This window comes from Xanthobacter flavus (assembly GCF_017875275.1).
GTDB classification, from domain to species: Bacteria; Pseudomonadota; Alphaproteobacteria; order Rhizobiales; family Xanthobacteraceae; genus Xanthobacter; species Xanthobacter flavus_A.
On the sequence record NZ_JAGGML010000001.1, the window covers coordinates 3,591,392 to 3,616,687 of the forward strand.

Consider the following 25,296-nt stretch of genomic DNA (forward strand, 5'->3'; position numbering starts at 1 on the left):
CTCGCGAGCATGACCGGCTTCGCGCGCGTCTCGGGCTCGCACGGTCCGTGGCGGTTCGGCTGGGAGGTGCGTTCGGTGAACGGCAAGGGCCTCGATCTGCGCCTGCGCCTGCCGCCCGGCTTCGAGGCGCTTGAATCCGACGTGCGCAGCCGCACCGGGCAGGTGCTGTCGCGGGGCTCCGTCGCCGCCAACCTGACGGCCTCACGCGAGGGCGAGGCCTCCGCCGTCCGCGTCAACCAGGGGGCGCTGGAGGCCCTCTACCGCGCCATGTCCGAGAGCGCGCGCCGCCTCGGGGCCGCCGCGCCCACCCTTGATTCGCTCCTCGCCGTGAAGGGCATGGTGGAGATCACCGAGGCCGAGGACAGCGAGGCGGAGCGCGGCGCGCTCATAGCTGCCGTTCTCGACGCCTTCGACCGGGCGCTGGCCGAACTCGGCGCCATGCGGGAGCGGGAAGGCAGCGCGCTCAACGCCATCCTCACAGAGCGCCTCGATGCCATCACCGGCCTCGTCTCCCGGGCCGAGCGCCTGCCGGAGCGGTCCGTGGAGGCGGTGCGGGCACGCATCGCCGATCAGCTCCGGGTGCTGATGGAGGCCGCCTCCCTCGATCCCGAGCGTCTCCACCAGGAGGCGATTCTGGCCGTCACCAAGGCCGACGTGCGCGAGGAACTGGACCGCCTTGTCGCCCACATCGCTCAGGCGCGAGACCTGATGGCCGCCGGCGGCCCTGTCGGGCGGCGGCTCGATTTCCTCGCGCAGGAGTTCAATCGCGAGGCGAATACCCTGTGCTCCAAGTCCAATTCCGTGGCGCTGACGCAGATCGGGCTTGACCTCAAGCTGCTCGTGGATCAGTTCCGCGAGCAGATTCAGAACCTAGAGTGAAGTCCGCCGCGATGCCCAATTCAGCACCCCCTTCCGTGTCCTCGCACTTCGCGCTGCCGGGCTGGAAGCCGGGAGCCGGTGTGCTTGCCCGCCGCGGACTGATGCTGGTGCTCTCCTCGCCATCTGGGGCGGGCAAGACCACGCTCTCCCGCCTGCTGCTCAAGAGCGATGACCGCATCACCATGTCGGTCTCGGTCACCACCCGCGCACCGCGACCGGGCGAGGAGCACGGCAAGGACTATTTCTTCGTCGATCGCGACACCTTCCACCGGATGCGCGACGAGGGTGAGCTTCTGGAACATGCCACCGTGTTCGAGAATCTCTATGGCACGCCACGCGGGGCCGTGGAGCAGGCGTTGTCTGCCGGGCGGGACGTGCTGTTCGATATCGATTGGCAGGGCACCCAGCAGTTGGGCGAGAGCGCGCAGCAGGATCTGGTGAAGGTCTTCATCCTGCCGCCGTCCGCCGCCGACCTGGAGCAGCGGTTGCGGTCACGGGCGCAGGATTCGGAAGAGGTCGTTCACCAGCGCATGGCCAAGGCCTCGGACGAGATCAGCCACTACACCGAATACGACTACATCATCATCAATCACGACGTGGAGGACAGCCTCGCCAAGCTCACCGCCATCCTGCAGGCCGAGCGGCTGAAGCGGCGCCGGCTGACCGGATTGTCCAGCTTCGTGAAGGGCCTGCGCGACAACCTCTGAAGGATGCGGTCCTGCTATTTCTGGACCGCTACTACCTTGCCCTTGTCCACGGCTAGGGCGAGCTGCCCGGCCTTGAGCGCGAGGGCGTGGACCCCGAACAGCTCGCGCCGCCAGCCCTTCAGCGCTGGCACGTCGGCCTCGTCGCTCACCGCGATGCGCTCCAAATCCTCGGTCGTGGCGATCACCTTGGCGGCGACCGCGTTCTGCTCCGCTGTCATGCGCAGCAACACCTTCAGAAGCTCAACCGTTGCATTGGCGCCATTGGGCAGGGGCTTGTCCCGCTCGATGCGGGGCAGCGTCTTCGGGTCGCGGGCGACGCCGCGCTTCACGGCTTCCAGAACCGCTTCGCCATAGCGTGAGCGCTCGAAACCCTTGGGCAGCGAGCGCAACTCGGCCAGCTTCTCGGGCGTCTGCGGCTGCTGCACCGCGATCTCGCCGATCACTTCATCCTTGATGACGCGGCCGCGCGGCAGGTCGCGCGTCTGGGCCTCGCGCTCGCGCCAGGCAGCGACCTCCACGAGAACCGCCAGCTCGCGCGGCTTGCGCACGCGGGACTTCAGCCGCTCCCACGCCTGTTCGGGATGCTGCTCATAGGTGGCGGGTGAGGTGAGGACGTGCATCTCCTCGCCGACCCACTCGCCGCGGCCGCGGGCATCGAGATCCGCCGTCAGCTTGATGTAGATGTCCCGCAGGTGGGTGACGTCGGCGATGGCGTAGGCGATCTGCGCCTGGCTCAGCGGCCGCCGCGACCAGTCGGTGAAGCGCGAGGACTTGTCCAGGCTGTGGCCCACCGTGCGCTGGACCAACTGGTCGTACGAGATGCTGTCGCCGTATCCCAGCACCATGGCCGCCACCTGCGTGTCGAACACGGGGTGGGGAATCAGCCGGGCCTGATGCCAGATGATCTCGATGTCCTGCCGCCCGGCATGGAACACCTTCATCACCCGCTCATTGCCCATGAGCCGATAGAAGGGCGCGAGGTCCAGGCCTTCCGAAAGCGCATCGATGAGGATGGCTTCCTCGGGCGATGCGACCTGCACCACGCACAGCTTCGGCCAGAAGGTGCTTTCTCGCAGGAATTCGGTGTCGACAGTGACGAAGGGGTGTCGCGCAAGACGCTCGCAGGCAGCTGCCAGCGCCTCAGTCGAGGTGATGGGATCCATGCTTCAAACATACCCACGCCGATGCGTTCGGCAAAGGGAATGTGGCGCGATCTTGTCGGAAAGGCGTCAGGCGGCCGAGGTGCGGGTGCGCCGAAGGGCTTCCTCAGCGGAGCCTGGGCGGCCTAGCAGGTAGCCCTGAAGATGGGAGCAGCCCTCCGCCGTGAGCAGCCGTCTCTGGCCTTCCGTCTCAACGCCTTCGGCCGTGCAGCGCAGCCCCAGCGTGCGGGCGAGGCCGACGACAGCCCGCACGATGGCGAGGCTCTGCGGCGAGGTCTCGACCTGATCGATAAACGAGCGGTCCATCTTGATCCGGCCGATGCTGAGGGTCCTCAGATACCCAAGGGAGGAATAGCCCGTGCCGAAATCATCGAGCGCGACCGTGATTCCCTCCTCGCTGAACTGTTCCAGCGTGGCCCGCACCATGGGGCCTTCCTGCAGCAGGGTGCTTTCGGTGATCTCCACCTCCAGACGCGACGGGGCAAGGCCCGAGCTTTCCAGCGCGTTCCGCACTTGCCGGAAGGCTTCCGCGCCGCGGAACTGAACGGGGGAGAGGTTGACCGAGACGAACAGGTCCTCGGGCCATGTTGTGGCCGCGGCGCACGCCTCGGCCAGCACCCATGCGCCCAGCGGCAGGATGAGGCCGGTTTCCTCCGCGATCGGGATGAAACTGGTCGGGTTGACCAGCCCGCGCTCGGGATGCTGCCAGCGAAGCAGGGCCTCGAAGCCGGCGACGCGGCCCGATTCGGCTTCCACGATGGGCTGGTAGAGCAGGAAGAACTGTTTCTCCCGCCATGCGGTTTGAAGGGCGACCTCCATCTCGCGGCGCTCGCGCACGAGGCGCTCCATCTCCTCGACGAAAACCCGGGCGATGCCGCGGCCGTCGGCCTTGGCGCGGTAGAGGGCGAGGTCCGCGTTCTTGAGCAGTTCCGCAACACCGGTGCCATCGCGTGGTGCCATGACGATGCCGATGCTGCAGCCGCTGACGATCCTGTGCAGGCCGAGATGCAACGGCGACCGCAGGGTATGGATCAGGCGCTGCGCGAATTCGGCGGCCTCGCTCTCGTGATTCACACCCGACACCACAACGGCGAATTCGTCGCCACCGAGACGTGCGGCGAAATCATCCGGCCCAACGAGGGCCCGGATGCGCTCGGCCAGTTCGATCAGCATGGTGTCGCCGGCGTCGTGGCCGAGTGTGTCGTTGACGGCCTTGAAGTAATCGAGGTCGAGATAGAGCAGGGCGAGCGGTGTTCCCCCGCCGCGGGCTTTCAGGAGCGCATTCAGACGCTCGGCGAAGGCAAGGCGGTTGGGCAGGCCCGTCAGCACGTCGATCCGCGCCATGCCGTGCTGGGCCACGGCGAAGGCACGCTCGTCCCGCAGATGCCGGCCGACGCCCCAGGCTACGAGCGCGATGGTGAGGCAAAGCAGCCCGGCGGCGACGATCAGCGGCGTCGCCCGCTGCCACATCAGGGCGTCCAGGGCGGCGATGCTTTCGCTGACCACCACCGCCACCGGCAGATCGCCCACCCGATGGACGGCGGCGATGCGGGCTTTCTCGTCCAGCGTCCCGGCGGGGAGTTGCGGCATCTGCCCGGTCGCGAACACCGCCGCCGCTGTGCGTGCCCGAACCGCGGAATCGCGTGGCGACTGGCCGGCTGAGCCGGGATGGCGGGCGAGCAGCGCGCCGTCCGAACGGATCAGCGCGATCATCCCGTCGCGTCCGAGCCGGAGCCCGCTGTAGAAGCGCTCGAAATAGGATTGCTCCATGGCGCCGAGCACAAGGCCGAGGAAGCGCCCAGAGCTGTTGGCGAACCGCTTGGCGAGATAGATGGTGACGGTGCCGCTCCCGCGGTTTGGCACCGGCTCGCCCAGAAATATGTCCGGTCCCCGCATGCCTTCGAGCGCCAGGAAATAATCGCGGTCGGACACGTTCACGTTAGGGATAGGCCAATAGCGTGAAAAGTTGAGCAATTGCCCCGTCTCATCGATGACGGTGATGGCATCGATGAAGGGCAGGCCGGAGATTTTCTCCCGCAGCCGGGAATGGACGTCCTCCGTCGACATGGCATCGACGAGCTGGATCCGTGTCTGGATACCCTTCTCGCGCACGTGTCCAATGAGGTCGTCCTGGATGAGGCCGACGCTCTGGAAGGCGCGGGCCGTCTGCTCGGACAGCGTGACCGCCATGTTCTCGAGCTCGCGCGCGCGGTCCGCGGCACCGTCCTGCCAGAGGCTTCTCACCAGTAGGGTGGCCGCGCAGATGACGCAGACGATGAGCGTCGCTGCGACGAAGGCCAGCCAGAGGGGCCCTCGCGCGCCGGGGCGGTTCGCGTCCAGCGGTCCGGTTTCGCGCCCGTTCGGCGTCTCCATGCCGGCCTCGCTCCTTGTCACGCTCTCACCCGAAAGACCTGTCGATGGAGACACGGCTAACCCGAACCTACAACCTTCGCGCAGGGCTCAACAAGACTGCGTGCTTGACACGCGGCGGAACGCATGCACCTTCGCCCCGCCTCAGACGCGGACTTTCGAGCCGTGGCGCGCGGTGACGCGGCGCCCGGCGCGCAAGCGGCGCCTTGGGCGTCCGGTGCGCGCCAACGGCCTGCGCGCGGACGCCCGGGCAGCAGGGCCTTTCGCCCCGTGTCTTCCCTGATCAGCCTTGAAAGGGCGACCCCATGCACCGTTACCGCTCACATACCTGCGGCGCGCTTTCGACCGCCGAGGTGGGCCAGATCGTCCGCCTGTCCGGCTGGTGCCACCGCATCCGCGACCATGGCGGCGTGCTCTTCATCGACCTGCGCGACCATTACGGCCTCACCCAGGTGGTGGTGGACCCCGACAGCCCGGCCTTCAAGGACGCCGAGAAGGCGCGGTCCGAGTGGGTCATCCGCATCGATGGCAAGGTCCGCCTGCGCCCCGAGGGCACGGAGAATGCGGACCTCACCACCGGCGCCATAGAGGTCTATGCCACCGAGCTCGAAGTGCTCGGCCCGGCCGCCGAGCTGCCGCTGCCGGTGTTCGGCGACGTGGAGTATCCGGAAGAGACGCGGCTCAAGTACCGCTTCCTCGACCTGCGCCGCGAGAAGCTCCACCGCAACATCATGACTCGCGGCGCCATCATCGACGCCATGCGCCGGCGCATGAAGGATCAGGGCTTCTTCGAGTTCCAGACGCCCATCCTCACCGCCTCCTCGCCGGAAGGCGCGCGCGACTTCCTCGTGCCCTCGCGCCTGCATCCCGGGAAGTTCTACGCGCTGCCGCAGGCGCCCCAGCAGTACAAGCAGCTCATCATGATGAGCGGCTTCGACCGCTACTTCCAGATCGCCCCCTGCTTCCGCGACGAGGACCCCCGCGCCGACCGCCTGCCCGGCGAGTTCTACCAGCTCGACCTGGAGATGAGCTTCGTCGAGCAGGAAGACGTGTTCGCCGCCATGGAGCCGGTCATCACCGGCGTGTTCGAGGAGTTTTCCGGCGGCAAGCCGGTGACGAAGAACTGGCCGCGCATCCCCTATGCGGAATCCCTGCGCAAGTACGGCACCGACAAGCCGGACCTGCGCAATCCGCTCGTCATGCAGAACGTCTCCGACCACTTCCGCGGCTCGGGCTTCAAGGTGTTCGCCCGCATGCTGGAGGTGGAGAAGAACGAGGTGTGGGCCATCCCCGCCCCCGGCGGCGGCTCCCGCGCCTTCTGCGACCGCATGAACTCCTGGGCCCAGGGCGAGGGCCAGCCTGGCCTCGGCTACATCATGTGGCGCGAAGGGGGCGAGGGCGCCGGCCCGCTCGCGAACAACATCGGCCCCGAGCGCACCGAGGCGATCCGCGCCCAGCTCGGCCTCAAGGCCGGCGATGCCGCCTTCTTCGTCGCGGGCGACCCCGACAAGTTCGTGAAGTTCGCCGGCCTCGCCCGCACCAAGGTGGGTGAGGAACTGAACCTCATCGACAAGGACCGCTTCGAGCTGGCCTGGATCGTGGACTTCCCCTTCTACGAATATTCGGAGGAGGAGAAGAAGATCGACTTCTCCCACAATCCCTTCTCCATGCCGCAGGGCGGGCTCGAGGCGCTGAACACGCAGGACCCGCTGACCATCAAGGCGTTCCAGTACGACATCGCCTGCAATGGCTACGAGATCGCCTCCGGCGGCATCCGTAACCATCGCCCCGAGGCCATGGTGAAGGCGTTCGAGCTGGCCGGCTATGACGAGGCGACCGTGGTGGAGCGCTTCGGCGGCATGTATCGCGCGTTCCAGTATGGCGCGCCGCCCCATGGTGGCATGGCGGCGGGCGTGGACCGCATCGTCATGCTCCTGTGCGGCACCACCAACCTGCGCGAGATCTCCATCTTCCCCATGAACCAGCAGGCCCTCGACCTGCTCATGGGCGCCCCCAACGAGGCAAGCCCGAAGCAGCTGCGCGAGCTGCACATCCGGCCGGCGCCACAGCAGAAATGACGCATTCCCCCAGTTGGGGGAGCAGCGCGACCATGCCGAAGCCGATATAGATTCTCTCCGGGACGCTGCCGCGCGCCCAAGCTGCGGGCGCTCCCGGGGAGGAAACAGATGCGGTTCGCCTATCCAATGCTCATGGCCGCCGCCCTGGCGGTCCACACGCTCACCTTTCCGGCCGCCGCCGCAGCCGACGAGGCGTCCGACAAGGTCGCCCTCGCGCGGCAGGTGGTGGACCTGGCCGTCGCGCCCGGTATCGACGGCCGCGTGGCGCGCATGATCGCCGAGGCCGCCGCGAAGCAGCCGGCCGACAGGCAGGCCCCCTTCCGCGCAGATGCCGAAAAGGCGGCGGCGCCCATCCGCGCCGACCTGCTCGGCGAGTTCGCGACCTATTACGCCTCTGCCCTCAGCCTTGCGGAGCTGAAGGACATCCACGGCTTCTATTCCAGCCCCGCCGGTCGCAAGCTGGTGCAGGTCGAGGAAGCCAAGCCCGCCGAGGTGAATGCCGCCATTCAGCAGTACATCATCAAGCTGGTGGTGCTGATCAACGGGCCGAAATAGCGGCCCGCCGGATCACGGGGCGGAGGCGGTCGCCTCGAAGCTGAAGGTCTCCAGCAGAACGGTCGGATCGCCGGCTGCTGCGAGGGCGACGAGTGGCACGAAGCCCTTGGGTTTCACCGTCACCTTCAGCGTTCCCGGATTGCGCAGGAAGGACACCAGGGCGGCGCCGACGGGCGCCATCTCGGGCATGCCTTCCTCCATCTCGGCGGCGAAGCCCTCGGCCAGCGCCACGACCTGCTCGCGATAATCCGCCTCGCTCACACCGGCCGCCTTGGCGAACTGGGCATACATCAGCTTGGCGAGCCCCAGGTCCGTCAGCGTCACCGTCACCGGTCCGGCGCCGATGGCCGGCAGTCCGTTGACGAACCCGCCGGCGTCCGCGAAGGCGGATTGGGGCACGTCGGACAGCTTGGTCTCGATGACGACACGGAAGGCGTCCTTCACCTCGGTCGTGATGGGCGCCAGCGTCAGGGTGCTCTCGTTGACGTCGTAGAACGCCTTGGCACCCAGCGAGACGGTGGCCCGCTTCATGCCGGCGTTGATGAGATAGGTGAAGGGCTCGCCATCCTCCGGCCGGATCGGGCCGGAGACATCGGTCAGCGCGAAGTCCACGTAGGAGGGCAAGACCCCGAGCGAGCCGCCCCACGACAGAGAGAAATTGCCGATCTTCACCGGCTCGTTCTTCGCGTCGCCTTCGCCATAAGGCACTTCCAGATTCTTGACCTCGATGCCCGAGATCACCCGGAACAGCACCAGCGCGGTCGTGGGGGAGGGGCTCTGCGCCTCGGCGGCGAGCGCTGCGAGCTGATTGAAATCCAGCTGGCGCACGGCGATGCGACCGATCTTGCCGGTCCCGCCGTCGGGCGTCGTGCCGTCCGCCCGCTCAAGCGTGAAGCCATCGAGCACGCCATTGGCAAGGCCATCCATGCGCATCAGGCCGATGTGCCCCGTCTCGCCCTTGTCCTTTGTGTAGGCGTCCGTGATCGCGACCGTCGTGAAGGAGAGGCCGGCGATGGTGTCGCGCACCAGCTCGGCCGCGCGGCGGCTCTCCTCGGCCGAAGGATTGAGCGGCGGCTTCGTCACCAGGGCCTGGAACTTGGCCAGCCGGGCCGCATCGAAGGCCGAGGGACGGATGGCGAAATTCTCCATCAGCATGGAGGCGCCGCCCTGGGTGGGGCCGCCCTCCTGCGAGATGACATAGGGGCCGGTCACCACCTTGCCGTAAATGCGTCCGTACGCGTCCGCGGCCTTGCCCGTAGGACCACCGGGCTGGGTCATCAGCAGGATGGGCGCCGTGTCGATCTGCGCGGCCACCAGTCCCTCGATGCGCAGAGTGAACCGCGCCGGCGGGGCCTGCCCCTCGGCGGGCAGCACGTAGGAGGCGGTCGAGCGATCGATGATCAGGCTACGCACGCCGCCGGCGTTGATGCCCTCGGCGGCAAAATTGGTGTAGGTGGCTTCCATGGCCGGCGCGCCGGCCGGTGCCATGCGGACGCGGGTCTCGGGAATGGTCACCTTGGCGGCGGTCGTCGCCGCGAGCTGGCGCAGGGCCACACGCAAAGCGCCATAGGCGCCGCCACCCTCGCCGGCGGCGATCAGCGTCATGGGGCCGTTGTACCGGTCGATCATCACCTGCGGCATGGCATAGGTGATGGTGCCGCCCTGCGCGGCGTCGCCGGAGAGCGTCACTTCCACGCCGTCGAGGTCGAGCGCGTCGAGGGTCACCCGCCGGTCGATGGGCTTTTCGCTGCCCCGCGCGACCAGTCGCGCAATCTTCACCGCGGCGCTGCCGTCGGCCGAGGCGATGGCGATACCGGACACGGTCACGGCGCGGTCGGCGGGATCGAAGCCGGCATCGGTGAAGGATGCCTTGCTGCCGGCGGCACGGATGCCGGCGAAGGCCTGCTCCACCTCGGCCCTCACCTTGCCCCGCGACCAGGAGGCGAAGCCGAACCAGCCGCCCACGGCCAGAACGGCCACGATGCCGACCGCTACGGCAACCTTCGTCCAAAGCCCACGCTTCGCCTTCCCCTCGCTCATGGTCATTCCTTCCGGGCCTCCGCCCGCATCAGATCCGCCCAGCATGCAGCCGATCGGCCGCAGCAGATTCGCCCCAATCGCTCGCCCAGATTCTGGGCGCCCACTCAAACGCGCCCACGATCGCGCCACATGCGCCGCCTTAATGCATTCAGGCGGGCGCAACATAACCTAATTTGCGCGGTCCACCGTGACATAAGCATGCGTGGCCGCTAGGTTGCCGGCCGATTTTCTGCGGCGTTTGTTATTCACCAAGGGGGAAGGGGTATGGCGTCCAACATTTCCGAGGATCTGCGTTCGGGCGCGCTCTATTACCATCGCACGCCGCGGCCGGGAAAGCTTGAGATCCAGGCCACCAAACCCCTCGGGAACCAGCGCGATCTCGCCCTCGCTTATTCTCCCGGCGTCGCCGCCGCGTGCGAGGCCATAGCCGCCGATCCCCTGCAGGCAGCTGAGCTGACCATCCGTTCGAATCTCGTGGGCGTCGTCTCGAACGGCACAGCCGTGCTGGGCCTCGGCAACATCGGTCCCCTCGCCGGCAAGCCGGTGATGGAAGGCAAGGCCGTCCTGTTCAAGAAGTTCGCTGGCATTGACGTGTTCGACATCGAGATCGATGCGCTCACCGTCGAGCGCATGGTGGACGTGGTGAGCGCGCTGGAGCCCACCTTCGGCGGCATCAATCTGGAAGACATCAAGGCGCCCGAGTGCTTCGAGGTGGAAGCCCAGCTGCGCCAGCGCATGAAGATCCCGGTCTTCCACGACGACCAGCACGGCACGGCCATCATCGTCGCTGCGGCGGTGCGCAACGCGCTGGAGATCGGCAATCGCAAGATCGAGGATCTCAAGATCGTCACTTCGGGCGCCGGCGCTGCCGCGCTCGCCTGCCTCGGCCTCCTCGTCACGCTCGGCGCGAAGAAGGAGAACATCTGGGTCACCGACATCGAGGGCGTGGTCTATGACGGCCGCAACACCCTCATGGATCCCTACAAGGAGATCTATGCCCAGAAGACCGACAAGCGCACCCTCGACGAGGTGATCGACGGCGCGCACATCTTCCTCGGCCTGTCGGCCGGCGGCGTGCTGAAGCCGGAGATGGTGAAGAAGATGGCGGACAAGCCGCTCATCCTCGCCCTCGCCAATCCCATGCCGGAGATCATGCCAGAGGCCGCCCGCGAGGCGCGCCCGGATGCCATGATCTGCACCGGTCGTTCGGACTTCCCGAACCAGGTCAACAACGTCCTGTGCTTCCCCTACATCTTCCGCGGCGCGCTGGATGTCGGTGCCACCGACATCAACGCCGAGATGAAGATGGCGGCGGTGGAAGCCCTCGCCGCGCTTGCCCGCGAGACTCCGTCGGACGTGGTGGCCCGCGCCTATGGCGGTGAAAGCCGCACCTTCGGCGCCGACTCGCTCATCCCCTCGCCGTTCGATCCGCGCCTCATCCTGCGCATCGCGCCGGCGGTGGCGAAGGCGGCCATGGACACCGGCGTCGCGACGCGTCCCATCGCCGACATGGACGCCTATATCGACCGGCTGGACACCTTCGTGTTCCGCTCCGGCTTCATCATGCGGCCGCTGTTCGCCAAGGCGAAGCAGTCCATCAAGCGGGTGATCTATGCCGAGGGCGAGGACGAGCGCGTTCTGCGCGCCGTTCAGGCGGTGGTCGAGGAAGGCATCGCCCGGCCCATCATCGTCGCCCGCCCGAGCGTGGTGGACACCCGCTTGAAGCGCTTCGGCCTCTCCATCCAGCCCGGCCGCGACTTCGACCTCATCAATCCCGAGGATGATCCGCGCTACCGCGACTACGTGCGCGATTACGTCGAGGTGGCCGGCCGCCGGGGCGTGACGCCGGACGCCGCGCGCACGCTGGTCCGCACCCATCCCACGGTGATCGCGGCCCTTGCCGTCCATCGTGGCGAGGCGGATGCGATGCTCTGCGGCATCGAGGGGCGGTTCGTGCGCCACCTCAGGCAGGTGCGCGACATCATCGGCCTCGCCCCCGGCGTCAAGGAACTGGCGGCGCTCTCGCTGCTCATCACCTCCAAGGGCAATTTCTTCATCTGCGACACGCAGATCCAGACCGAGCCCACCGCCGCCGACCTCGCCGAGATGACGGTGCTGGCCGCCGCCCACGTCCGCCGCTTCGGTCTGGAGCCCCGGGTGGCGCTGCTGTCGCACTCCAATTTCGGCAGCCACGAGACGCTCTCGGCCAAGCGCGTCCGCTCCGCCCTCGCCATCATCCGCGAGCGCGACCCGAACCTTCAGGTCGACGGAGAAATGCAGGCGGATGCGGCACTTATGGAAGATGTGCGCCGCAAGTCCTTCCCCCACTCCAGCCTCTCCGGGGTGGCCAACGTGCTGGTGATGCCGGACCTCGACGCGGCCGATATCGCCTTCAACATGATCAAGGTGCTGGGCGATGCCCTGCCGGTCGGTCCCATCCTGATGGGCACCGCCAAGCCCGCCCATATCCTCGGCCCGTCGGTGACGACGCGCGGCGTCGTCAACATGACAGCCGTTGCCGTCGCCGAGGCGCAGACGGACTGACAAGTCTCTGGAAACACGGAATAGTCCCTCTCCCCGCGCGGGAGAGGGAGGCCTTCGCCAACCGCCTTTGCCGCCCCGGTCTCAGCGCGACGGCGGGGGGCCGAGGATGCCTGCCGTGTAGCGCTCGATCAGGGCGCTGAAGGGGGTGCCGTCGGGCAGGGTGAGCGCCGCCCGGTGGCTCAGCACGAAGGCGGGCAGGGGGAGCGCGGCGCCGGGGGCCGGCTTGAACCCGGTCTCGTCCGCCGGCATCCACAGCACTGTCGAGTCGAGGGTTTTCCGCCGGAAATCGAGCGGTCGCACCACCTTGCCGAACGGGGTATCGGTGCTGTCCAGCACCTGGTTCATGTCGGCTGTCAGCTTTTCCGGCAGATAAAAGTTATCCGCCTCCGACAAAACCGTGGGTCCGCACACGAGGCGCACCCGGCGATGCCGCACCGGCGTGTCGGGTCCGGCGCCGAGCAGCGCGCGCACCTCCGGGGGGGCGGCGCCCTCCCGCTCGTAGACCCGCTCGGCCACCACCCGGGAGGGATCGGAGATGCCACGGGTGGCGCACCAGCGTTCCAGGGTCGCGGTGGCGCTCGCATGGGCGAGGAGATCGGCGTTCAGCGCCTCGACCAGTTCCTGGGCCTGCTGCCGGGCGGCGGGAGTGTCCGGCCACCGGGTCTCCAGCGCGTGGGCCGGCACCATGAGGCAGGCGGCCAGCATCAGCGGCACCAGCATCGGCAGGCCAGACGGGAAGCCGGGCGGAAACATGGGATCGCGCACCCTCCAGAGCGACGCGCCAGCGCGCCGCCCCACTCCATACCGCAGCGCGAAGCCGCTTGCCATGGCGGGCATCCGCCCGGTCCCGCCACGCTCAGGCCCTGAGACAGCAGCACGCAGCAAAACCCGCGACCAGACATGCGAAAACGCAGGCAAATGGGCTATGATGCACGACGAATGACCTTCCTGCCCGACCACCTCGCCGACCTCTACGACAGCACGCAAGTGCTAGTGGCGGCTTATGATTGCTTCGACCGGCTGCGCTATGCCAACCCCGCGTTCCGGGCCGCCTTTGTCCTCGGGCCGGGCGAGGAACTCACCTGGGCGGAGATCATGCGGCGCAACCATGCCGCGCGGCGGGGCACCATCATCACAGCCGCCGATTTCGACGCCTGGCTCGTCTCCACCCTTTCGCGCCGTGGCAAGGTGCCCTACCGCTCGTTTGAGACCGACCTCTACGACGGCCGCTGGCTGCTGATGACCGAGAGTGTCTCGGCGGCGGGGTGGATGCTCTGCATCGCCAGCGACATCACCGCCCTCAAGGCGGACGGCCGGGATGTGCGGCAGGCCCGCGACCGCGCCATCAGGGAGGCGCAGACCGACGACCTCACCGGCATCGCCAACCGCCGCTTCATCACCGCGCGGGTGGACGACATGCTCGCGCCGGGTGCGCTGGGCGGAACACTGTGCGTTCTGGATCTCGATAACTTCAAATATATCAATGACCTCGTCGGCCACCTCGCGGGCGACACGGTGCTCCGCGACTTCGCCGCGCGCATCAACGGCCTGATCCGCCGCAAGGATTGCTTCGGCCGCGTGGGTGGCGAGGAGTTCGTGCTGGTGCTGCCGCAGACCTCGCCGGAGGAGGCGGTGCTCATCGTCGAGCGGATGCTGTCGGTGGTGCGCCAGTCGCGACCGCTGCCGCAATGGCCGGACTTCGCCTACACCTTCTCCGCCGGCATCGCCACGGGCGGGCCGGGCACCACCTTCTCCGATCTGTTCGGCCGGGCCGACCGCGCGCTCTACATGGCCAAGATGAGCGGCCGCAACCGCATCCAGGTGGACGGCGAGGCGCCGCCCGCGGTGATGGCGGCACGCGGCTAGGGCAGCACGGGGCGGGGGACGGAACGCGCGCTCCCGTCTCCTCCGAAAGCAGGAGGCGGGCGTTACAAATCCTGTGCCCGTCGGGTCTCCACTTGAGGTATGCTCGACCGGGCCATGTTTGACATCCGTGACTTCGGAAACGCGGGCGCCGAAGACGGCACGCCCGGCCTCCTGACCCGCATCCGCGCCCTCTACGAGGCGACGCCGCTGCTTGTCGGCCTTTACGATCCCACCGACCGGCTGCGTTATGCCAACCCGGCCCTGCGGGCCACCTTCGGCATTCCGGAGGGCGATCTCCCCACCTGGGAGGAACTGGTCCGGCGCAGTCATGCGGCGGGGACCGGCATCATCATCACGGCACCGGATTTCGAGACCTGGCTCGCCTCCGCCAAGTCGCGTCGCGGCAAGGTGCGCTTCCGCAGCTTCGAGAGCGATCTCAGGGACGGCCGCTGGCTGTTGGTGAACGAGACCCTGGATGCGGACGGCTGGATGCTCACCGTGGGAGTGGATGTCACCTCCTTCCGCGTCGACACCCGCGACATCCGGCAGGCCCGCGACCACGCGCTCCGCGCCGCCCACACGGACGAGCTGACCGGCGTCGCCAACCGCCGCTTCGCCATCCACCGCGCCAACGAGATGATGGCACCCGACGGCCCCGGCGGCGCGCTCTGCGTCATCGATCTCGACAATTTCAAGCCTGTGAACGACCGCTTCGGCCACCAGACCGGCGACGATTTGCTGCGCGCCTATTGCGCCCTGATGGCCGCCGCCATCGGCCGCGCCGACTGCTTCGGCCGGGTGGGGGGCGAGGAGTTCATGCTGGTGCTGCCGCAGACCGACCTCGTGGCCGCCGAGCGCCGCGTTTGCGACCTCCTCGCCCGCGTGCGCGCCTCCCGTCCGCTGCCCGCCTTGCCGGACTTCACCTACACCTTCTCCGCCGGGCTCACCTTCACACCCCCCGGCGACACCTTCTCCGAAGCCTACGGCCGCGCCGACCGCGCGCTCTATCTGGCGAAGCTGGCGGGGCGGGACCGGGTGATGTTGGGGTGATGGGGGATTTTGGGATTTTAGTCCTTGACAGCGGTGCGCTGCCTGGGTATCTTTTCCCCATGTTCGAGACGTGTGCCTGACGGCCGAGGCCGAAACGCCGCGAGCGAGCGCTCTTCCTCAAGGAACCGTCGTCGTGGTCCGGCTTGACCGGACCACCCATGGCACCATTCGCACCGGCCGCCCAAGGCCTTCGCTCGCGGCAGCATGGGCCCTCCGGTCGAGCCGGAGGGCGACGGCGGTGCGGGGGCAGGGGGTGCTCTTCTTGGCCCCGCGCCTTTCGTTTCCTCCTCACCGCAGAGGTCCGCCCATGGATCAGCCTCACGGCAGCGCCGTGCCGTCCGCGCGTCCGGCGCGGGGGGCGCTGGCGCGGCGGCTTTATCTGGAGGGGGCCAGCATGGCGGAGATCCGCCGGCAGACCGGCCTCTCCAGCGCCACCGTCTATTACTGGATCGACCGCGAGAGGGGGCCGGACGGCACCTTCCTCTTCAATCCCGTCCCGCGCCGCACCGCCCATCCCGTGGGCGGCCGGCCGGCGAAGGCGCGCGACGCCAAGGTCCCCGCGAACGCCCCCGGCAAGCCGGACCGGCGCGGCCTGCTCAAGCGGCTGTGGCGGGCGGCGGAGCGGCAGATCGACGAGATTGAGGGCCGCCTCGCCCGCACCGCCGAACCCGGCGACGAGGCGCCCCGCCCCGAGCCCGAGAAGGACGCCCGGGCGCTGGCGGTGCTGGCGCGCACCCTGCGGGAGCTGACTGCGCTCGAGGCGGAGACCCGCAAGCGGCGCAAGGCGAAGGACCAAGATGGAACCGTCCGCGACCTCGACACCTTCCGCCGCGAGCTTGCGCGCCGCCTTGATCGCCTGCGCGAAGGCGGGGACGGCGCGGGCGTTCCTTGAGGCTCTGCCCGAGGAGGACGCCGGCCGCCTCCTCGCCGACTGGGCGCTGTGGGCGCGGCCGGACCAGCTTCCCCCCGCCGAGGCGCAAGGCGGCGGGCCGTGGTCCACCTGGCTGGTGCTGGGCGGGCGCGGGGCCGGCAAGACGCGGGCCGGCGCCGAATGGGTGCGGGGCCTCGCCTCCGGCGCGGCCCCCTTCGCGGCGGCCCCGGTGAGTCCCATCGCGCTCATCGCCGAGACCATGGCCGATGTGCGCGAGGTGATGGTGGAGGGCGTCTCCGGCGTCCTCGCCGTCCATCCGCGCGGCGAGCGTCCGCGCTGGGAGCCGACCCGCCGCCGCATCGTCTGGCCCAATGGCGCGGTGGCGCAGGGCTTTTCGGCGGAAGACCCCGAAAGCCTGCGCGGCCCGCAATTCGCCGCCGCCTGGCTGGACGAACTCGCCAAGTGGAAGCGTGCGGAGGCCACCTTCGACATGCTGCAATTCGCGCTGCGCCTCGGCGCCCAGCCGCGCCAGATGGTGACGACCACGCCGCGCCCCACCGCGCTGCTGCGTCGTCTGCTCGCCGATCCCGCCACGGCGGTGAGCCGGGCGAAGACGGCGGACAATGCCTTTCACCTCGCGCCCACCTTCCTCGGGCAGGTGATGTCGCGCTATGGCGGCACCCGCCTCGGCCGGCAGGAGCTGGACGGCGAGATCATCGAGGACCGGCCGGACGCGCTCTTCTCCCGCCCCCAATTGGAGGCGCTGCGCGAGCAAGAGGCCCCGCCGCTCGCCCGCATCGTGGTGGCGGTGGACCCGCCCGCCTCCTCCCGCGCCGGCGCCGACTCATGCGGGCTGGTGGCGGCGGGCATCGACGCGGCGGGGGTGGTGCATGTGCTGGCGGATGCCACCGAGCAGGGCCTGCGCCCGGCGCAATGGGCGGCCAAGGCGGTGGCGCTGTTCCACCGCTTTTCCGCCGACCGCATCGTCGCCGAGGTGAACCAGGGCGGCGAGATGGTGCGCGCCGTCATCGCCGAGGTGGACCCCGCCGTTCCGGTGGAGCAGGTGCGCGCCACGCGCGGCAAATTCCTGCGCGCCGAGCCGGTGGCCGCCCTCTACGAACAGGCCCGCGTCCGCCACGCCGGCGCCTTCCCGGAGCTGGAAGACGAGATGTGCGACTTCGGCACCGATGGCCTCTCCTCCGGCCGCTCGCCCGACCGCCTCGACGCGCTGGTGTGGGCGGTGACGGCGCTGGCGCTGGGCGCGAAGGCCGGCGCGCCGCGGGTGCGGGGGCTTTAGGCCGTCAGCTGCCGACCACGACGCCGCCCACGGGAATCTCCACCTGCACGCACAGGCCGGTGACGCTCTGTCCGGGCGCGAAGTCCGGCCATCTTTCGTTGCGTTTCAGGCTGGCGCCGAGACAGCCGCGTTCGCTGCGGAAATAGCCGACGATCTGCTGCGAGGTCTCGGTGGTGACGAACCGGGCGCCGGCATAGGGGCCGCCCGCATAGCCCATGGCGGACGTCGCTGCGGGCTGGACCGTGGTGGTCGTGACGATGAGGACCAGGGCATAGAGCATGACGCCCTCCCGATCTGCTCCCAACCCACGACCCGCAATCATTCTACGCCTGTGCTGCCCCAGCGCGAACCGGTTTGTTGGCGCGTTTTTGGCGACGACGCTTGCGTGGCATCCAGAATACGTCCATCATGTGCCTACAAATGAGGCTGCATGACAGCGTTGTGTGCAGACATTTGCCTTCCCTTGGCCCTCTCTGCCCCGTCTGGAGCCATGAGACATCATTGGAAAGCATTTTTCGCACGTCATGAGCCCCATTGCGGCTCCGTCCAGGTCGGGCTGAAGTCCGGCGCGGGCGGGATGCTGGGCATGGGCCTTGTCGGTGGCGCCGCGGCCTTCACCAGCCTTCCGCTGCTCATCGCGCCGTTCGGCGCGAGCGCGGTGCTGCTGTTCGGCCATCCCTCCTCGCCGCTGGCGCAGCCGGCCAATGTCATCGGCGGCTATGCCCTGTCGGTCACGGTGGGCATCGTCTTCACCCTGCTGTTTCCCGGCGCCTGGTGGGCGGCGGCGCTGGGGGTGGGCCTCGCCATCCTCGCCATGCTGCTCTTGCGCGTGTCGCATCCGCCCGCCGGCGCCGTGCCGGTGCTGATGGCGGCCTCGCCCATCGACCCGTTTGAACTGTCCGGCATCGTCATCGCCGGTGCCGTCTGCCTCGTGGCGGTGGCGAGCCTCTACCACCGGCTGCCGCCGCGTCACCACGAGTACCCACGTCGGGCGGGCTGAAACCGAGCCGTCACCCGTTCCGCACGCTTTAACGCCGGCCGCCGCGCCGGCGCCCCTGTGGCCTGCAGCCGGTTCGCCGGTGTGCAACCTCCGGCCGCTCCTTGATCCGATCCTTCCGCAGACGCCCCGAGCTGCGCGAAGGAACGGCCTCAGGGGGCGGCCGATTTCATTTCGGAGCCCCCGCATGCTGGCAAGCTTCCTCGCCCCCTTCCGCCGCGCGCCCGAGGAGGCCAAGGCGAGCCGCACCGGGCGCCTCATCGCACTCCTCTCCGCCGGCAGGCCGCGCTGGACCCCGCGCGATTACGCTTCGCTGGCCCGCGAGGGCTATGCCCGCAACGCCATCGCCTACCGCGCCGTGCGGCTCATCGGTGAGGCGGCGGCGACCGTGCCCTTGGTGCTCACGGTGAACGGGCGCGAGCACGACACCCACCCCTTCCTCGATCTCCTCGCCCGGCCCAACCCGCGCCTCACCCGGGCGGCCTTGTTCGAGGCCATCTGCTGCCATTTGCTGGTGGCCGGCAACGCCTATGTGGAGGCGGTGGCGCTCGATGGCGCGCCGCGCGAGCTGCATCTGCTGCGCCCCGACCGGGTGCGCGTGGTGCCGGGGCCGGACGGCTGGCCCGAGGCATTCGACTACACGCTGGGCAGCGAGACCGTGCGCATCGCGCAGGACACTTTGGTGCCCGGCGCCGACGTGCCGCCCATCCTGCATCTCTCCGCCTTCAACCCGCTGGACGACCATTACGGCTTCGCCCCGCTGGCGGCCGCGCAGCAGGCGCTCGATCTCCACAACGCCGCCAGCGCCTGGAACAAGGCGCTCATCGACAATGCCGCCCGGCCCTCCGGCGCCCTCGTCTATGGCGGCACGGGCGCGTTGACGGAGGAGCAGTTCGAGCGGCTGAAGGGCGAGCTGGAAGCCTCCTTCCAGGGCGCGGTGAATGCCGGCCGCCCGCTGCTGCTGGAAGGCGGGCTCGACTGGCGCCCGCTCTCCCTCTCGCCCAAGGACATGGACTTCGAGGCCGCCCGCAATTCCGCCGCGCGGGAGATCGCGCTGGCCGTTGGCGTGCCGCCCATGCTGCTCGGCATCCCCGGCGACAACACCTATGCCAACTACGCCGAGGCGAACCGCGCGCTCTGGCGCCAGAGCGTCGTGCCACTGGTGCGCCGCGTGTGCGACGCCCTCGCTCTGTGGCTCGCCCCGGCCTATGGCGGCGGCCTCACCCTGGTGCCCGACCTCGACCAGATCGAGGCGCTTTCCGCCGAGCGCTCGGAACTGTGGGCGCGGGTGGGCGCGGCGGACTTCCTGAGCGACGCGGAGAAGCGGGCGGCGGTGGGGTATCAGGGGTAGGGCGACTCAGGTCAGTTCGTCGCTTTCGACGATGGGACTGATCCAGCCCGCCTCGTTCGCAGGGCCAAATCTGGTAACGTAGCGATCGAAATATTTGGCAAACCATTTGTTGTACGAATAGTGTTTATGGTTTTCCCGCGAGTCTTCTAAGAGCTGTGCGATGATGTCACGGCATGCGCGTATGTATCGGAATGGCTCTGATGTCGAAAATTTGGCCCATCCGATGGTATGGCTCGCCTTTGCACGTTCCTCGAAGTCTTTAAGGGTATGGATAAAATAGGGGCCGTCCCCGGCAGGGATGACCCACCGGGTGCCGCTCGCCTCGAGGAGCACCCGTGCGGGCTTCTGTACGATGATGCGGGGGAAGATGGCAGACTGAGTCTCCAGCTGATACGCGCGTACGAGCGCTGGGCCGAGCACGGTGCCATCGCGGTGAAGGAGATCGCCGCGTACAAGAGCGCCGCGCGTCAGAAAGCCCGCCCGCAGCAACGCGATGCAGATACTGTTGACGCTCCATGCAAGATCGCACAATCGACTCATATTGTCTTCGGCATGGGAACATGCAGCGGTGGATATGATGATGCTGTCCGAAAACACGGACAGTTCCAGTTCGCCGCCATGTATATTTGTTATCTTGTCCTTTGAAGTCTGGTGTATTTTTTTGACGTTTGAGATGACGGACTTGGCATTTTCTGCATGTTGCATCACGTAGGCTGAGAAGCCTAAGATGTCGATAAAGCAAAGGAAGCGATCATCGTAGGTCTTTGCCTCATCCTCAGGGACGTCTTCGGTCACGGCACTTCGACGCGAATGATGCTGGCGGTGCGATCTTGGGCTTTGTGGGGATGCCCCTTGGCATCCAGGGGCTCCCATTGCTTCGTCAGCAGGCGCCCCCGGGGGGCAAGGGCACGGCCGGTGAGAGGATCCCACTCGTAGATCTCGTGCTCAAAATCCCGCGACCGCATGGAGGGCACGATCGTCCAGTCCGACACGTTGGTAAGCCGAATTCTGTAGAGTTCGTCGATAGGGCAACTATCCGTATGATCGTCGTAGATATTCAGGTAGGCGGAGCCGTGGTCGCTAATGTCGCGAACGAAGCCGATGATCTTCCGGCGACGTTCTCGCTCTGGCGACTGGATGAGGTAAACGACCTCGCCGCGCCGGAGGGCGCCATTCGCACGGTTCCTGCCGCATCTTATCAACGCGTGGATGATGCTCTTATTCTTTTTCAGGTTATCGGACAAAGAAAGGGGCAGCGAAATCAATGCCTCGTCCTGGTTGGTCGGCATATGGGCTTAAGCGTGTATCGCGTCAAAATACAACTTAAACGATAATTCATCTGCGGGCAACAACCTGCTCCGCTTTCGCTCCCCCTTCGCGAGCCCCCCATGGATACCCTCATCCGCACCTTCGCCGAGCGGGGCGATCTCGCGCATCTGGCGCTGCTGCTGTGGGCGCTGGCGGCCACCGCCGGCCTGTGGCGGACGCTCACCGAGCTGGCCCGTGCCAATGCGCGGATGGACGCGCTGGTGCGCGAGCTGGCCCGCTTCAACGCGCGTTTCGACGACCTCTCCTGACCCCCCAACACATCCTCGGAGACACCCATGCGATCGCCATTCCAGAAGGCGTCCGCGCCGCGCATCCGCGCGCTCACCGGCGGGCCCAAAACCAAGGCCCGCGCCACGCCGCCGGCCCCTCCCGCCGCTGCCGGCACGGTCTTCCGCGAGTTCGTGGCGACGCTGGAGCGCATCGAGAAGAGCCGCCGCCGCAAGAAGCCGGCCCCGCCCGCAGGGGGCGCCTGAGCCATGGCGGCCTCTGACCCCCCAACCGACGGCTACGCCATCGAGGGCTATGCCTGCCTGTTCGACGTGCCGGACCTCGGCCGCGATCTCGTCGAGCGCGGCGCCTTCGCGGCGAGCCTCGCCCGCCAGGGCGCGGGCGGCGTGCGCATGCTCTACCAGCACGATCCGGCCGAGCCCATCGGCGTGTGGACCGATGTGATCGAGGACGGGCGCGGCCTCTATGTGCGCGGCCGGCTCTCGCCCTTCGTCGCCCGCGCACGGGAGGTGGCGGCGCTGGTCCGCGACGGCGCGCTGGACGGCCTCTCCATCGGCTTCAAGGCGGTGACGGCCCGCACCGATCCGCGCACGCGCCTGCGCCGCATCGCCCGCATCGATCTGTGGGAGGTGTCCGTCGTCACCTTTCCCATGCAGCCGCAAGCGCGCATTGCGCGCAAAACCGACGACGCCCGCATTGCGCGCAAAACCGACGACGCCCGCATCCGGCGCCCGGCCCCGTCCCCGGCCGCTTTGCTCACCGCCGCGGCCGCCCGCCTGCGCGCCGCCGCCAGCGCCTGATCTCCGCTCAACAGAAGGTTCTTCCCATGTCGCTGAATACTGGCACTCACGAGGGTGCGCCCGAAACCAAGGTGGCCGGCGCCGAGCAGCGCATCGCGGTCGCCGATTTCCTGTCCGCCTTCGAGGCCTACAAGGAAACCAACGACGCGCGCCTTGCCCAGATGGAGCGCCGCGGCGCGGACGTGCTCACCACCGAGCAGCTGGCCCGCATCGATGCGGCCCTCGACGCCCACCAGGCGCGGCTCGATGCCCTCGCCACCAAGGCCCGCCGCCCGGCGCTGGGCGCGGCGCCCGAGCGCACCGCGGATGCCTCCCAGCACGGCGCGGCGTTCGACACCTATGCCCGCCATGGCGAGGCCGGCGGCCTGAAGGCGCTGGAGGCGAAGGCCCTCTCCGCCGGCACCGGCGCGGACGGCGGCTATCTCGTGCCCTACGAGGCGGAGCAGGAGATCGGCCGGCGGCTCGCCGCCCTGTCGCCCATCCGCGCGCTCGCCACGGTGCGGGTGATCGGCGCCGGCACCTATCGCAAGCCCTTCATGACCTCAGGCCCCGCCTCCGGCTGGGCGGCCGAGACGGCGGCCCGCCCGCAGACGGACAGTCCGGTCCTCGCCGAGCTCGCCTTCCCCGCCATGGAGCTTTACGCCATGCCGGCGGCGACGCAGGCGCTGCTCGACGATGCGCAGGTGAACATCGAGGACTGGCTGGCGCAGGAGGTGGACGCCGCCTTCGCCGAGCAGGAGGGCACCGCCTTCGTCACCGGCGACGGGGTGGCCAAGCCCAAGGGCTTCCTGGCCTATACCAAGGTCGCCGAGAGCGCCTGGACCTGGGACAAGGTGGGGTTTGTTGCCACCGGCGCGGCCGGCGCCTTCCCCTCCGCGACGCCGGCTGATCCGCTCCTCGATCTCGTCTATGCGCTGAAGGGCGGCTACCGCCAGAACGCCACCTTCGTGATGAACCGCAAGACGCAAGGCGCCGTGCGCAAGCTGAAGGACGAGAACGGCAATTATCTCTGGGCGCCCCCCGCAGGCGTCGGCCAGCCGGCGAGCCTCCTCGGCTTCCCGGTCGCCGAGAGCGAGGCCATGCCGGACATCGCTGCGGACGCCCACGCCATCGCCTTCGGCGACTTCCGCCGCTTCTATCTGGTGGTGGACCGCGCCGGGGTGCGGGTGCTGCGCGACCCGTATTCGGCCAAGCCTTACGTGCTGTTCTACACCACCAAGCGCGTGGGCGGCGGCGTGCAGGACTTCGACGCCGCGAAGCTCATGAAGTTCGCCGCGAGCTGAGGGCTGTTCCCCGGACCAGCGACGGCGAAAGCCGGCGCGCCGATCCGGGGGCCAGCGCAAAAGTGCCGCGAAGCGGGCGCGCTCTCCCCTCTCCCCTTGCGGGAGAGGGGCCGGGGGTGAGGGGTGTTCAGCGCCAACCGTCCGGCTGCGGCCTTGCGCGGCACCAGCCCCCTCACCCGTCTCGCGGCTGCGCCGCGATCCACCCTCTCCCGCAAAGGGGAGAGGGAAAAATGACCCCCTCAGTTCGGCAGCACCAGGCAGGCGCCGCCGGCCTTGCGGAGGCGCTCGCACATCTTCATGCCCTCGGCCTTGGACTGGGCCGGCAGGCGCACGCGATAGAAGGTGCGCGGGCCGCGCCCGCCCACCCGCGTGGAGATGATGACCGGCACGAGGTCCGCGAACACCTGCGGCGCGCGCTGCGCCTCGCGCCGGAAGGAGGCCAGCGCAATGTCGCGCGAATAATTGCCGGAGATCTGCACGCCCCAGGGCGCGAACAGCGCATTCGCCGGCTGGCCCGCCGCCGGCGCCGGCGCACCCTTGCGCAGGCTCGCGACAGTGGCGAGGCACGGCTCGGGCGGAAAATCCGCCGGGCCGAAGGCGGCCGTGCCCTGCTTCTTCAGCCCGGCCCAATCCTCCGCCGTGCGGCCGGTGATGATGCGCACATAGGCGCGCGTCTCGTTGGGCAGTCCGCCGCCGCCGAGGAACCCGTTCACCCGCCCCGGCCCGGCATTGTAGGCGGCTGCCGCGAGGCCGAGATTGCCGAACCGCCGGTTGAGATCGGCGATCAAGGCGGCAGAGGCGGGGATCGCCGCCTCCGGATCGAACGGATCTGTGAGCCCGCGCTCCTTCGCCGTGCCCGGCATGAATTGGGCGATGCCCTGCGCGCCCGCGCGGCTCACCACGTCCGGGCGGAACGAGCTTTCCTGCCAGATGAGGCGGGTGAGGAAGGAGGCGGGCAGCCCCTCCTTCGCCGCTGCCCCGTCGATGAGCCGGCAAATGGCGTGATCGACGGTCTCGCCGCCGGGGGATTGGGCGTGCGCGGGGGCCGCGAGCGCGAGAAGGACCACGAAGCCGCGCCATGCATGCTGCAGGGCGGCGCGCACGTCAGAGCCCGGTCGCGGGGAGGGGGCTCCCCAGCATCTTGGCGGTGCTGGTGATCCAGTCGCGATGCAGCGACACCAGGGTGACGCCTGTGACGCCGCCGCAGCCGCGCGCGCCGCCCGCGGCGGTCGCCCAGCCGACCACGCCGGCCACCGCGCCGTCGAGGAAGGCCGGCCCGCCGGAATCCCCGGTGCAGGCCCCGGCCGCGCCCTCTGGCGCGGACAGCCGCACCATGATGCCCCCGGTGCTGCCGATGGAGGGCAGGGCGACGCTGCGCAGCGTGCCCGCGCTCTTCATGGCGCCATCGGCGGTCACGCCATAGCCGGCGATCCGGAAGGTGGCGCCCTTCTCCGGCAGTCCCGTGGCCGGGCTGAGCCGCGCCGTGCGGAAGCGCGCGGGCAAAGGCTCGGCGAGCTTCACCAGGGCGAGGTCCGGCGTCGGCCGGCGGGTCTGGAACTGGTCGGCGTCGAAGCGCGGATGCACCGAAACGCGCGCCGCCGGCACCAGCCGGGGTTCGCCATCGCCGAGGATGGCCACCGCATAGTCCGCCTTCGGCGCGACGCAGTGCGCCGCCGTCAGCACCAGGTCGCGGGCCAGCACCGTGCCGGTGCAGGAGGCGCCGCGGGTGGAGACGATCATCACTGTCTGTGCCGCCACATCCGCCGTCGCCGTCCCGCCGCCGACGATGGCGTGGGCCGGGCCGGCGGAGAGGAGCGCGAGGGCGAGCGCGAGGGGGCGGAGCGTCATCATCCCCCGTTTCTGCCGCCCGCCGCCGGGAGCGTCAATGGTG

Annotated in this window: 24 protein-coding genes; 15 read left to right on the forward strand and 9 right to left on the reverse strand. The window is 68.9% G+C overall.

Annotation, left to right across the window (positions count from 1 at the left end; all coding sequences use genetic code 11):
- The first annotated feature begins 9 nt into the window (after nt 1-9).
- Together J2126_RS17030 and gmk are read left to right on the forward strand one after the other, a co-directional pair.
- Nucleotides 10-879 carry a YicC/YloC family endoribonuclease gene (locus J2126_RS17030; RefSeq protein ID WP_209490257.1) on the forward strand — a complete coding sequence of 290 codons (870 nt, stop codon included), beginning with the start codon at nt 10-12 and terminating at the stop codon, nt 877-879.
- A gap of 11 nt (nt 880-890) precedes the next feature.
- A complete protein-coding gene (gene gmk, locus J2126_RS17035) occupies nt 891-1,586 on the forward strand; it encodes a guanylate kinase (RefSeq protein WP_394028934.1) in 696 nt (231 codons plus the stop codon).
- A gap of 14 nt (nt 1,587-1,600) precedes the next feature.
- Here the strand turns inward: gmk and rnd are convergent, their stop codons facing one another.
- Both rnd and J2126_RS17045 read right to left on the reverse strand, forming a co-directional pair.
- Nucleotides 1,601-2,749: a ribonuclease D gene (gene rnd / locus J2126_RS17040; RefSeq protein ID WP_209488067.1), complete on the reverse strand. Its 1,149-nt coding sequence runs from the start codon at nt 2,747-2,749 to the stop codon at nt 1,601-1,603.
- 66 nt (nt 2,750-2,815) lie between these two features.
- A complete protein-coding gene (locus J2126_RS17045) occupies nt 2,816-5,119 on the reverse strand; it encodes a bifunctional diguanylate cyclase/phosphodiesterase (protein WP_209488068.1) in 2,304 nt (767 codons plus the stop codon).
- 302 nt (nt 5,120-5,421) lie between these two features.
- Between J2126_RS17045 and aspS the strand changes: the two genes are divergently transcribed.
- A complete protein-coding gene (aspS, locus tag J2126_RS17050; protein WP_209488069.1) occupies nt 5,422-7,194 on the forward strand; it encodes an aspartate--tRNA ligase in 1,773 nt (590 codons plus the stop codon).
- 108 nt (nt 7,195-7,302) lie between these two features.
- Nucleotides 7,303-7,749 (forward strand): DUF2059 domain-containing protein, encoded by a 447-nt coding sequence (locus J2126_RS17055; RefSeq protein WP_209488070.1) that lies wholly within the window; start codon nt 7,303-7,305, stop codon nt 7,747-7,749.
- A gap of 12 nt (nt 7,750-7,761) precedes the next feature.
- Here J2126_RS17055 and J2126_RS17060 read toward each other — a convergent pair whose 3' ends face one another.
- Nucleotides 7,762-9,789 (reverse strand): hypothetical protein, encoded by a 2,028-nt coding sequence (locus tag J2126_RS17060; RefSeq protein ID WP_209488071.1) that lies wholly within the window; start codon nt 9,787-9,789, stop codon nt 7,762-7,764.
- Between the two features lie 264 nt (nt 9,790-10,053).
- Between J2126_RS17060 and J2126_RS17065 the strand changes: the two genes are divergently transcribed.
- Nucleotides 10,054-12,333 carry an NADP-dependent malic enzyme gene (locus tag J2126_RS17065; RefSeq protein ID WP_245327405.1) on the forward strand — a complete coding sequence of 760 codons (2,280 nt, stop codon included), beginning with the start codon at nt 10,054-10,056 and terminating at the stop codon, nt 12,331-12,333.
- A gap of 81 nt (nt 12,334-12,414) precedes the next feature.
- On the opposite strand, the gene J2126_RS17070 is transcribed toward J2126_RS17065, so the two are convergent.
- Nucleotides 12,415-13,161 (reverse strand): hypothetical protein, encoded by a 747-nt coding sequence (locus tag J2126_RS17070; protein WP_209488072.1) that lies wholly within the window; start codon nt 13,159-13,161, stop codon nt 12,415-12,417.
- Between the two features lie 111 nt (nt 13,162-13,272).
- Between J2126_RS17070 and J2126_RS17075 the strand changes: the two genes are divergently transcribed.
- The 4 genes from J2126_RS17075 to J2126_RS17090 all read left to right on the forward strand — a co-directional run bounded on the left by J2126_RS17075 (nt 13,273) and on the right by J2126_RS17090 (nt 17,417).
- Nucleotides 13,273-14,199, forward strand: a complete 927-nt coding sequence (locus J2126_RS17075; protein WP_209488073.1) for a GGDEF domain-containing protein — start codon at nt 13,273-13,275, stop codon at nt 14,197-14,199.
- A 114-nt stretch (nt 14,200-14,313) separates the two neighbouring features.
- Nucleotides 14,314-15,249, forward strand: a complete 936-nt coding sequence (locus J2126_RS17080; RefSeq protein ID WP_209488074.1) for a sensor domain-containing diguanylate cyclase — start codon at nt 14,314-14,316, stop codon at nt 15,247-15,249.
- Between the two features lie 307 nt (nt 15,250-15,556).
- Nucleotides 15,557-16,141: a terminase gpP N-terminus-related DNA-binding protein gene (locus J2126_RS17085; protein ID WP_209488075.1), complete on the forward strand. Its 585-nt coding sequence runs from the start codon at nt 15,557-15,559 to the stop codon at nt 16,139-16,141.
- Entirely contained in the window at nt 16,047-17,417 is a 1,371-nt protein-coding gene (locus J2126_RS17090; protein WP_209488076.1) for a terminase large subunit domain-containing protein, read from the forward strand. Before J2126_RS17085 ends, J2126_RS17090 begins: the two co-directional genes overlap by 95 nt.
- 4 nt (nt 17,418-17,421) lie before the next feature.
- Here J2126_RS17090 and J2126_RS17095 read toward each other — a convergent pair whose 3' ends face one another.
- Complete coding sequence (locus J2126_RS17095; RefSeq protein WP_029555138.1) at nt 17,422-17,697, reverse strand: hypothetical protein; 276 nt, start codon at nt 17,695-17,697, stop codon at nt 17,422-17,424.
- A gap of 306 nt (nt 17,698-18,003) precedes the next feature.
- Here J2126_RS17095 and J2126_RS17100 point away from each other — a divergent pair, with 306 nt between their 5' ends.
- Nucleotides 18,004-18,417 carry an HPP family protein gene (locus J2126_RS17100; protein ID WP_348634327.1) on the forward strand — a complete coding sequence of 138 codons (414 nt, stop codon included), beginning with the start codon at nt 18,004-18,006 and terminating at the stop codon, nt 18,415-18,417.
- Between the two features lie 184 nt (nt 18,418-18,601).
- Nucleotides 18,602-19,765, forward strand: coding sequence for a phage portal protein (locus J2126_RS17105; RefSeq protein WP_209488078.1), 1,164 nt, complete (start codon nt 18,602-18,604; stop codon nt 19,763-19,765).
- A 6-nt stretch (nt 19,766-19,771) separates the two neighbouring features.
- Here J2126_RS17105 and J2126_RS17110 read toward each other — a convergent pair whose 3' ends face one another.
- Together J2126_RS17110 and J2126_RS17115 are read right to left on the reverse strand one after the other, a co-directional pair.
- Nucleotides 19,772-20,560 carry a hypothetical protein gene (locus tag J2126_RS17110; protein ID WP_209488079.1) on the reverse strand — a complete coding sequence of 263 codons (789 nt, stop codon included), beginning with the start codon at nt 20,558-20,560 and terminating at the stop codon, nt 19,772-19,774.
- Entirely contained in the window at nt 20,557-21,054 is a 498-nt protein-coding gene (locus J2126_RS17115; protein ID WP_209488080.1) for a hypothetical protein, read from the reverse strand. Before J2126_RS17115 ends, J2126_RS17110 begins: the two co-directional genes overlap by 4 nt.
- Nucleotides 21,055-21,153: 99 nt before the next feature.
- Here J2126_RS17115 and J2126_RS17120 point away from each other — a divergent pair, with 99 nt between their 5' ends.
- From J2126_RS17120 to J2126_RS17135, 4 genes are read left to right on the forward strand one after another with little or no spacing between them, the layout of a single operon-like run.
- Nucleotides 21,154-21,342 (forward strand): hypothetical protein, encoded by a 189-nt coding sequence (locus tag J2126_RS17120; protein WP_029555135.1) that lies wholly within the window; start codon nt 21,154-21,156, stop codon nt 21,340-21,342.
- Between the two features lie 27 nt (nt 21,343-21,369).
- Nucleotides 21,370-21,567 (forward strand): hypothetical protein, encoded by a 198-nt coding sequence (locus J2126_RS17125; RefSeq protein WP_168459202.1) that lies wholly within the window; start codon nt 21,370-21,372, stop codon nt 21,565-21,567.
- A 3-nt stretch (nt 21,568-21,570) separates the two neighbouring features.
- A complete protein-coding gene (locus J2126_RS17130; protein ID WP_209488081.1) occupies nt 21,571-22,122 on the forward strand; it encodes an HK97 family phage prohead protease in 552 nt (183 codons plus the stop codon).
- A gap of 26 nt (nt 22,123-22,148) precedes the next feature.
- On the forward strand, nt 22,149-23,405 hold the full coding sequence (locus J2126_RS17135; protein WP_209488082.1) for a phage major capsid protein: 1,257 nt from the start codon (nt 22,149-22,151) through the stop codon (nt 23,403-23,405).
- 239 nt (nt 23,406-23,644) lie between these two features.
- On the opposite strand, the gene J2126_RS17140 is transcribed toward J2126_RS17135, so the two are convergent.
- Both J2126_RS17140 and J2126_RS17145 read right to left on the reverse strand, forming a co-directional pair.
- Nucleotides 23,645-24,472, reverse strand: coding sequence for a lytic transglycosylase domain-containing protein (locus tag J2126_RS17140; protein WP_348634328.1), 828 nt, complete (start codon nt 24,470-24,472; stop codon nt 23,645-23,647).
- Between the two features lie 37 nt (nt 24,473-24,509).
- Nucleotides 24,510-25,256 (reverse strand): S1 family peptidase, encoded by a 747-nt coding sequence (locus J2126_RS17145; RefSeq protein WP_245327407.1) that lies wholly within the window; start codon nt 25,254-25,256, stop codon nt 24,510-24,512.
- Nucleotides 25,257-25,296: the final 40 nt, after the last annotated feature.

Bases quoted from the DNA above. Each gene is read 5' to 3' on its own strand.
- J2126_RS17135 (WP_209488082.1), top strand. From the start codon at position 22,149: ATGTCGCTGAATACTGGCACTCACGAGGGTGCGCCCGAAACCAAGGTG.
- J2126_RS17075 (WP_209488073.1), top strand. From the start codon at position 13,273: ATGACCTTCCTGCCCGACCACCTCGCCGACCTCTACGACAGCACGCAA.
- J2126_RS17130 (WP_209488081.1), top strand. From the start codon at position 21,571: ATGGCGGCCTCTGACCCCCCAACCGACGGCTACGCCATCGAGGGCTAT.
- J2126_RS17085 (WP_209488075.1), top strand. From the start codon at position 15,557: ATGGATCAGCCTCACGGCAGCGCCGTGCCGTCCGCGCGTCCGGCGCGG.
- J2126_RS17030 (WP_209490257.1), top strand. From the start codon at position 10: ATGACCGGCTTCGCGCGCGTCTCGGGCTCGCACGGTCCGTGGCGGTTC.
- J2126_RS17120 (WP_029555135.1), top strand. From the start codon at position 21,154: ATGGATACCCTCATCCGCACCTTCGCCGAGCGGGGCGATCTCGCGCAT.
- J2126_RS17060 (WP_209488071.1), bottom strand. From the start codon at position 9,789: ATGAGCGAGGGGAAGGCGAAGCGTGGGCTTTGGACGAAGGTTGCCGTA.
- aspS (WP_209488069.1), top strand. From the start codon at position 5,422: ATGCACCGTTACCGCTCACATACCTGCGGCGCGCTTTCGACCGCCGAG.
- J2126_RS17090 (WP_209488076.1), top strand. From the start codon at position 16,047: ATGGAACCGTCCGCGACCTCGACACCTTCCGCCGCGAGCTTGCGCGCC.
- rnd (WP_209488067.1), bottom strand. From the start codon at position 2,749: ATGGATCCCATCACCTCGACTGAGGCGCTGGCAGCTGCCTGCGAGCGT.
- J2126_RS17080 (WP_209488074.1), top strand. From the start codon at position 14,314: ATGTTTGACATCCGTGACTTCGGAAACGCGGGCGCCGAAGACGGCACG.
- J2126_RS17100 (WP_348634327.1), top strand. From the start codon at position 18,004: ATGGGCCTTGTCGGTGGCGCCGCGGCCTTCACCAGCCTTCCGCTGCTC.
- J2126_RS17105 (WP_209488078.1), top strand. From the start codon at position 18,602: ATGCTGGCAAGCTTCCTCGCCCCCTTCCGCCGCGCGCCCGAGGAGGCC.
- J2126_RS17095 (WP_029555138.1), bottom strand. From the start codon at position 17,697: ATGCTCTATGCCCTGGTCCTCATCGTCACGACCACCACGGTCCAGCCC.
- J2126_RS17065 (WP_245327405.1), top strand. From the start codon at position 10,054: ATGGCGTCCAACATTTCCGAGGATCTGCGTTCGGGCGCGCTCTATTAC.
- J2126_RS17045 (WP_209488068.1), bottom strand. From the start codon at position 5,119: ATGGAGACGCCGAACGGGCGCGAAACCGGACCGCTGGACGCGAACCGC.
- J2126_RS17055 (WP_209488070.1), top strand. From the start codon at position 7,303: ATGCGGTTCGCCTATCCAATGCTCATGGCCGCCGCCCTGGCGGTCCAC.
- J2126_RS17070 (WP_209488072.1), bottom strand. From the start codon at position 13,161: ATGGCAAGCGGCTTCGCGCTGCGGTATGGAGTGGGGCGGCGCGCTGGC.
- J2126_RS17115 (WP_209488080.1), bottom strand. From the start codon at position 21,054: ATGCCGACCAACCAGGACGAGGCATTGATTTCGCTGCCCCTTTCTTTG.
- J2126_RS17125 (WP_168459202.1), top strand. From the start codon at position 21,370: ATGCGATCGCCATTCCAGAAGGCGTCCGCGCCGCGCATCCGCGCGCTC.
- J2126_RS17145 (WP_245327407.1), bottom strand. From the start codon at position 25,256: ATGATGACGCTCCGCCCCCTCGCGCTCGCCCTCGCGCTCCTCTCCGCC.
- gmk (WP_394028934.1), top strand. From the start codon at position 891: ATGCCCAATTCAGCACCCCCTTCCGTGTCCTCGCACTTCGCGCTGCCG.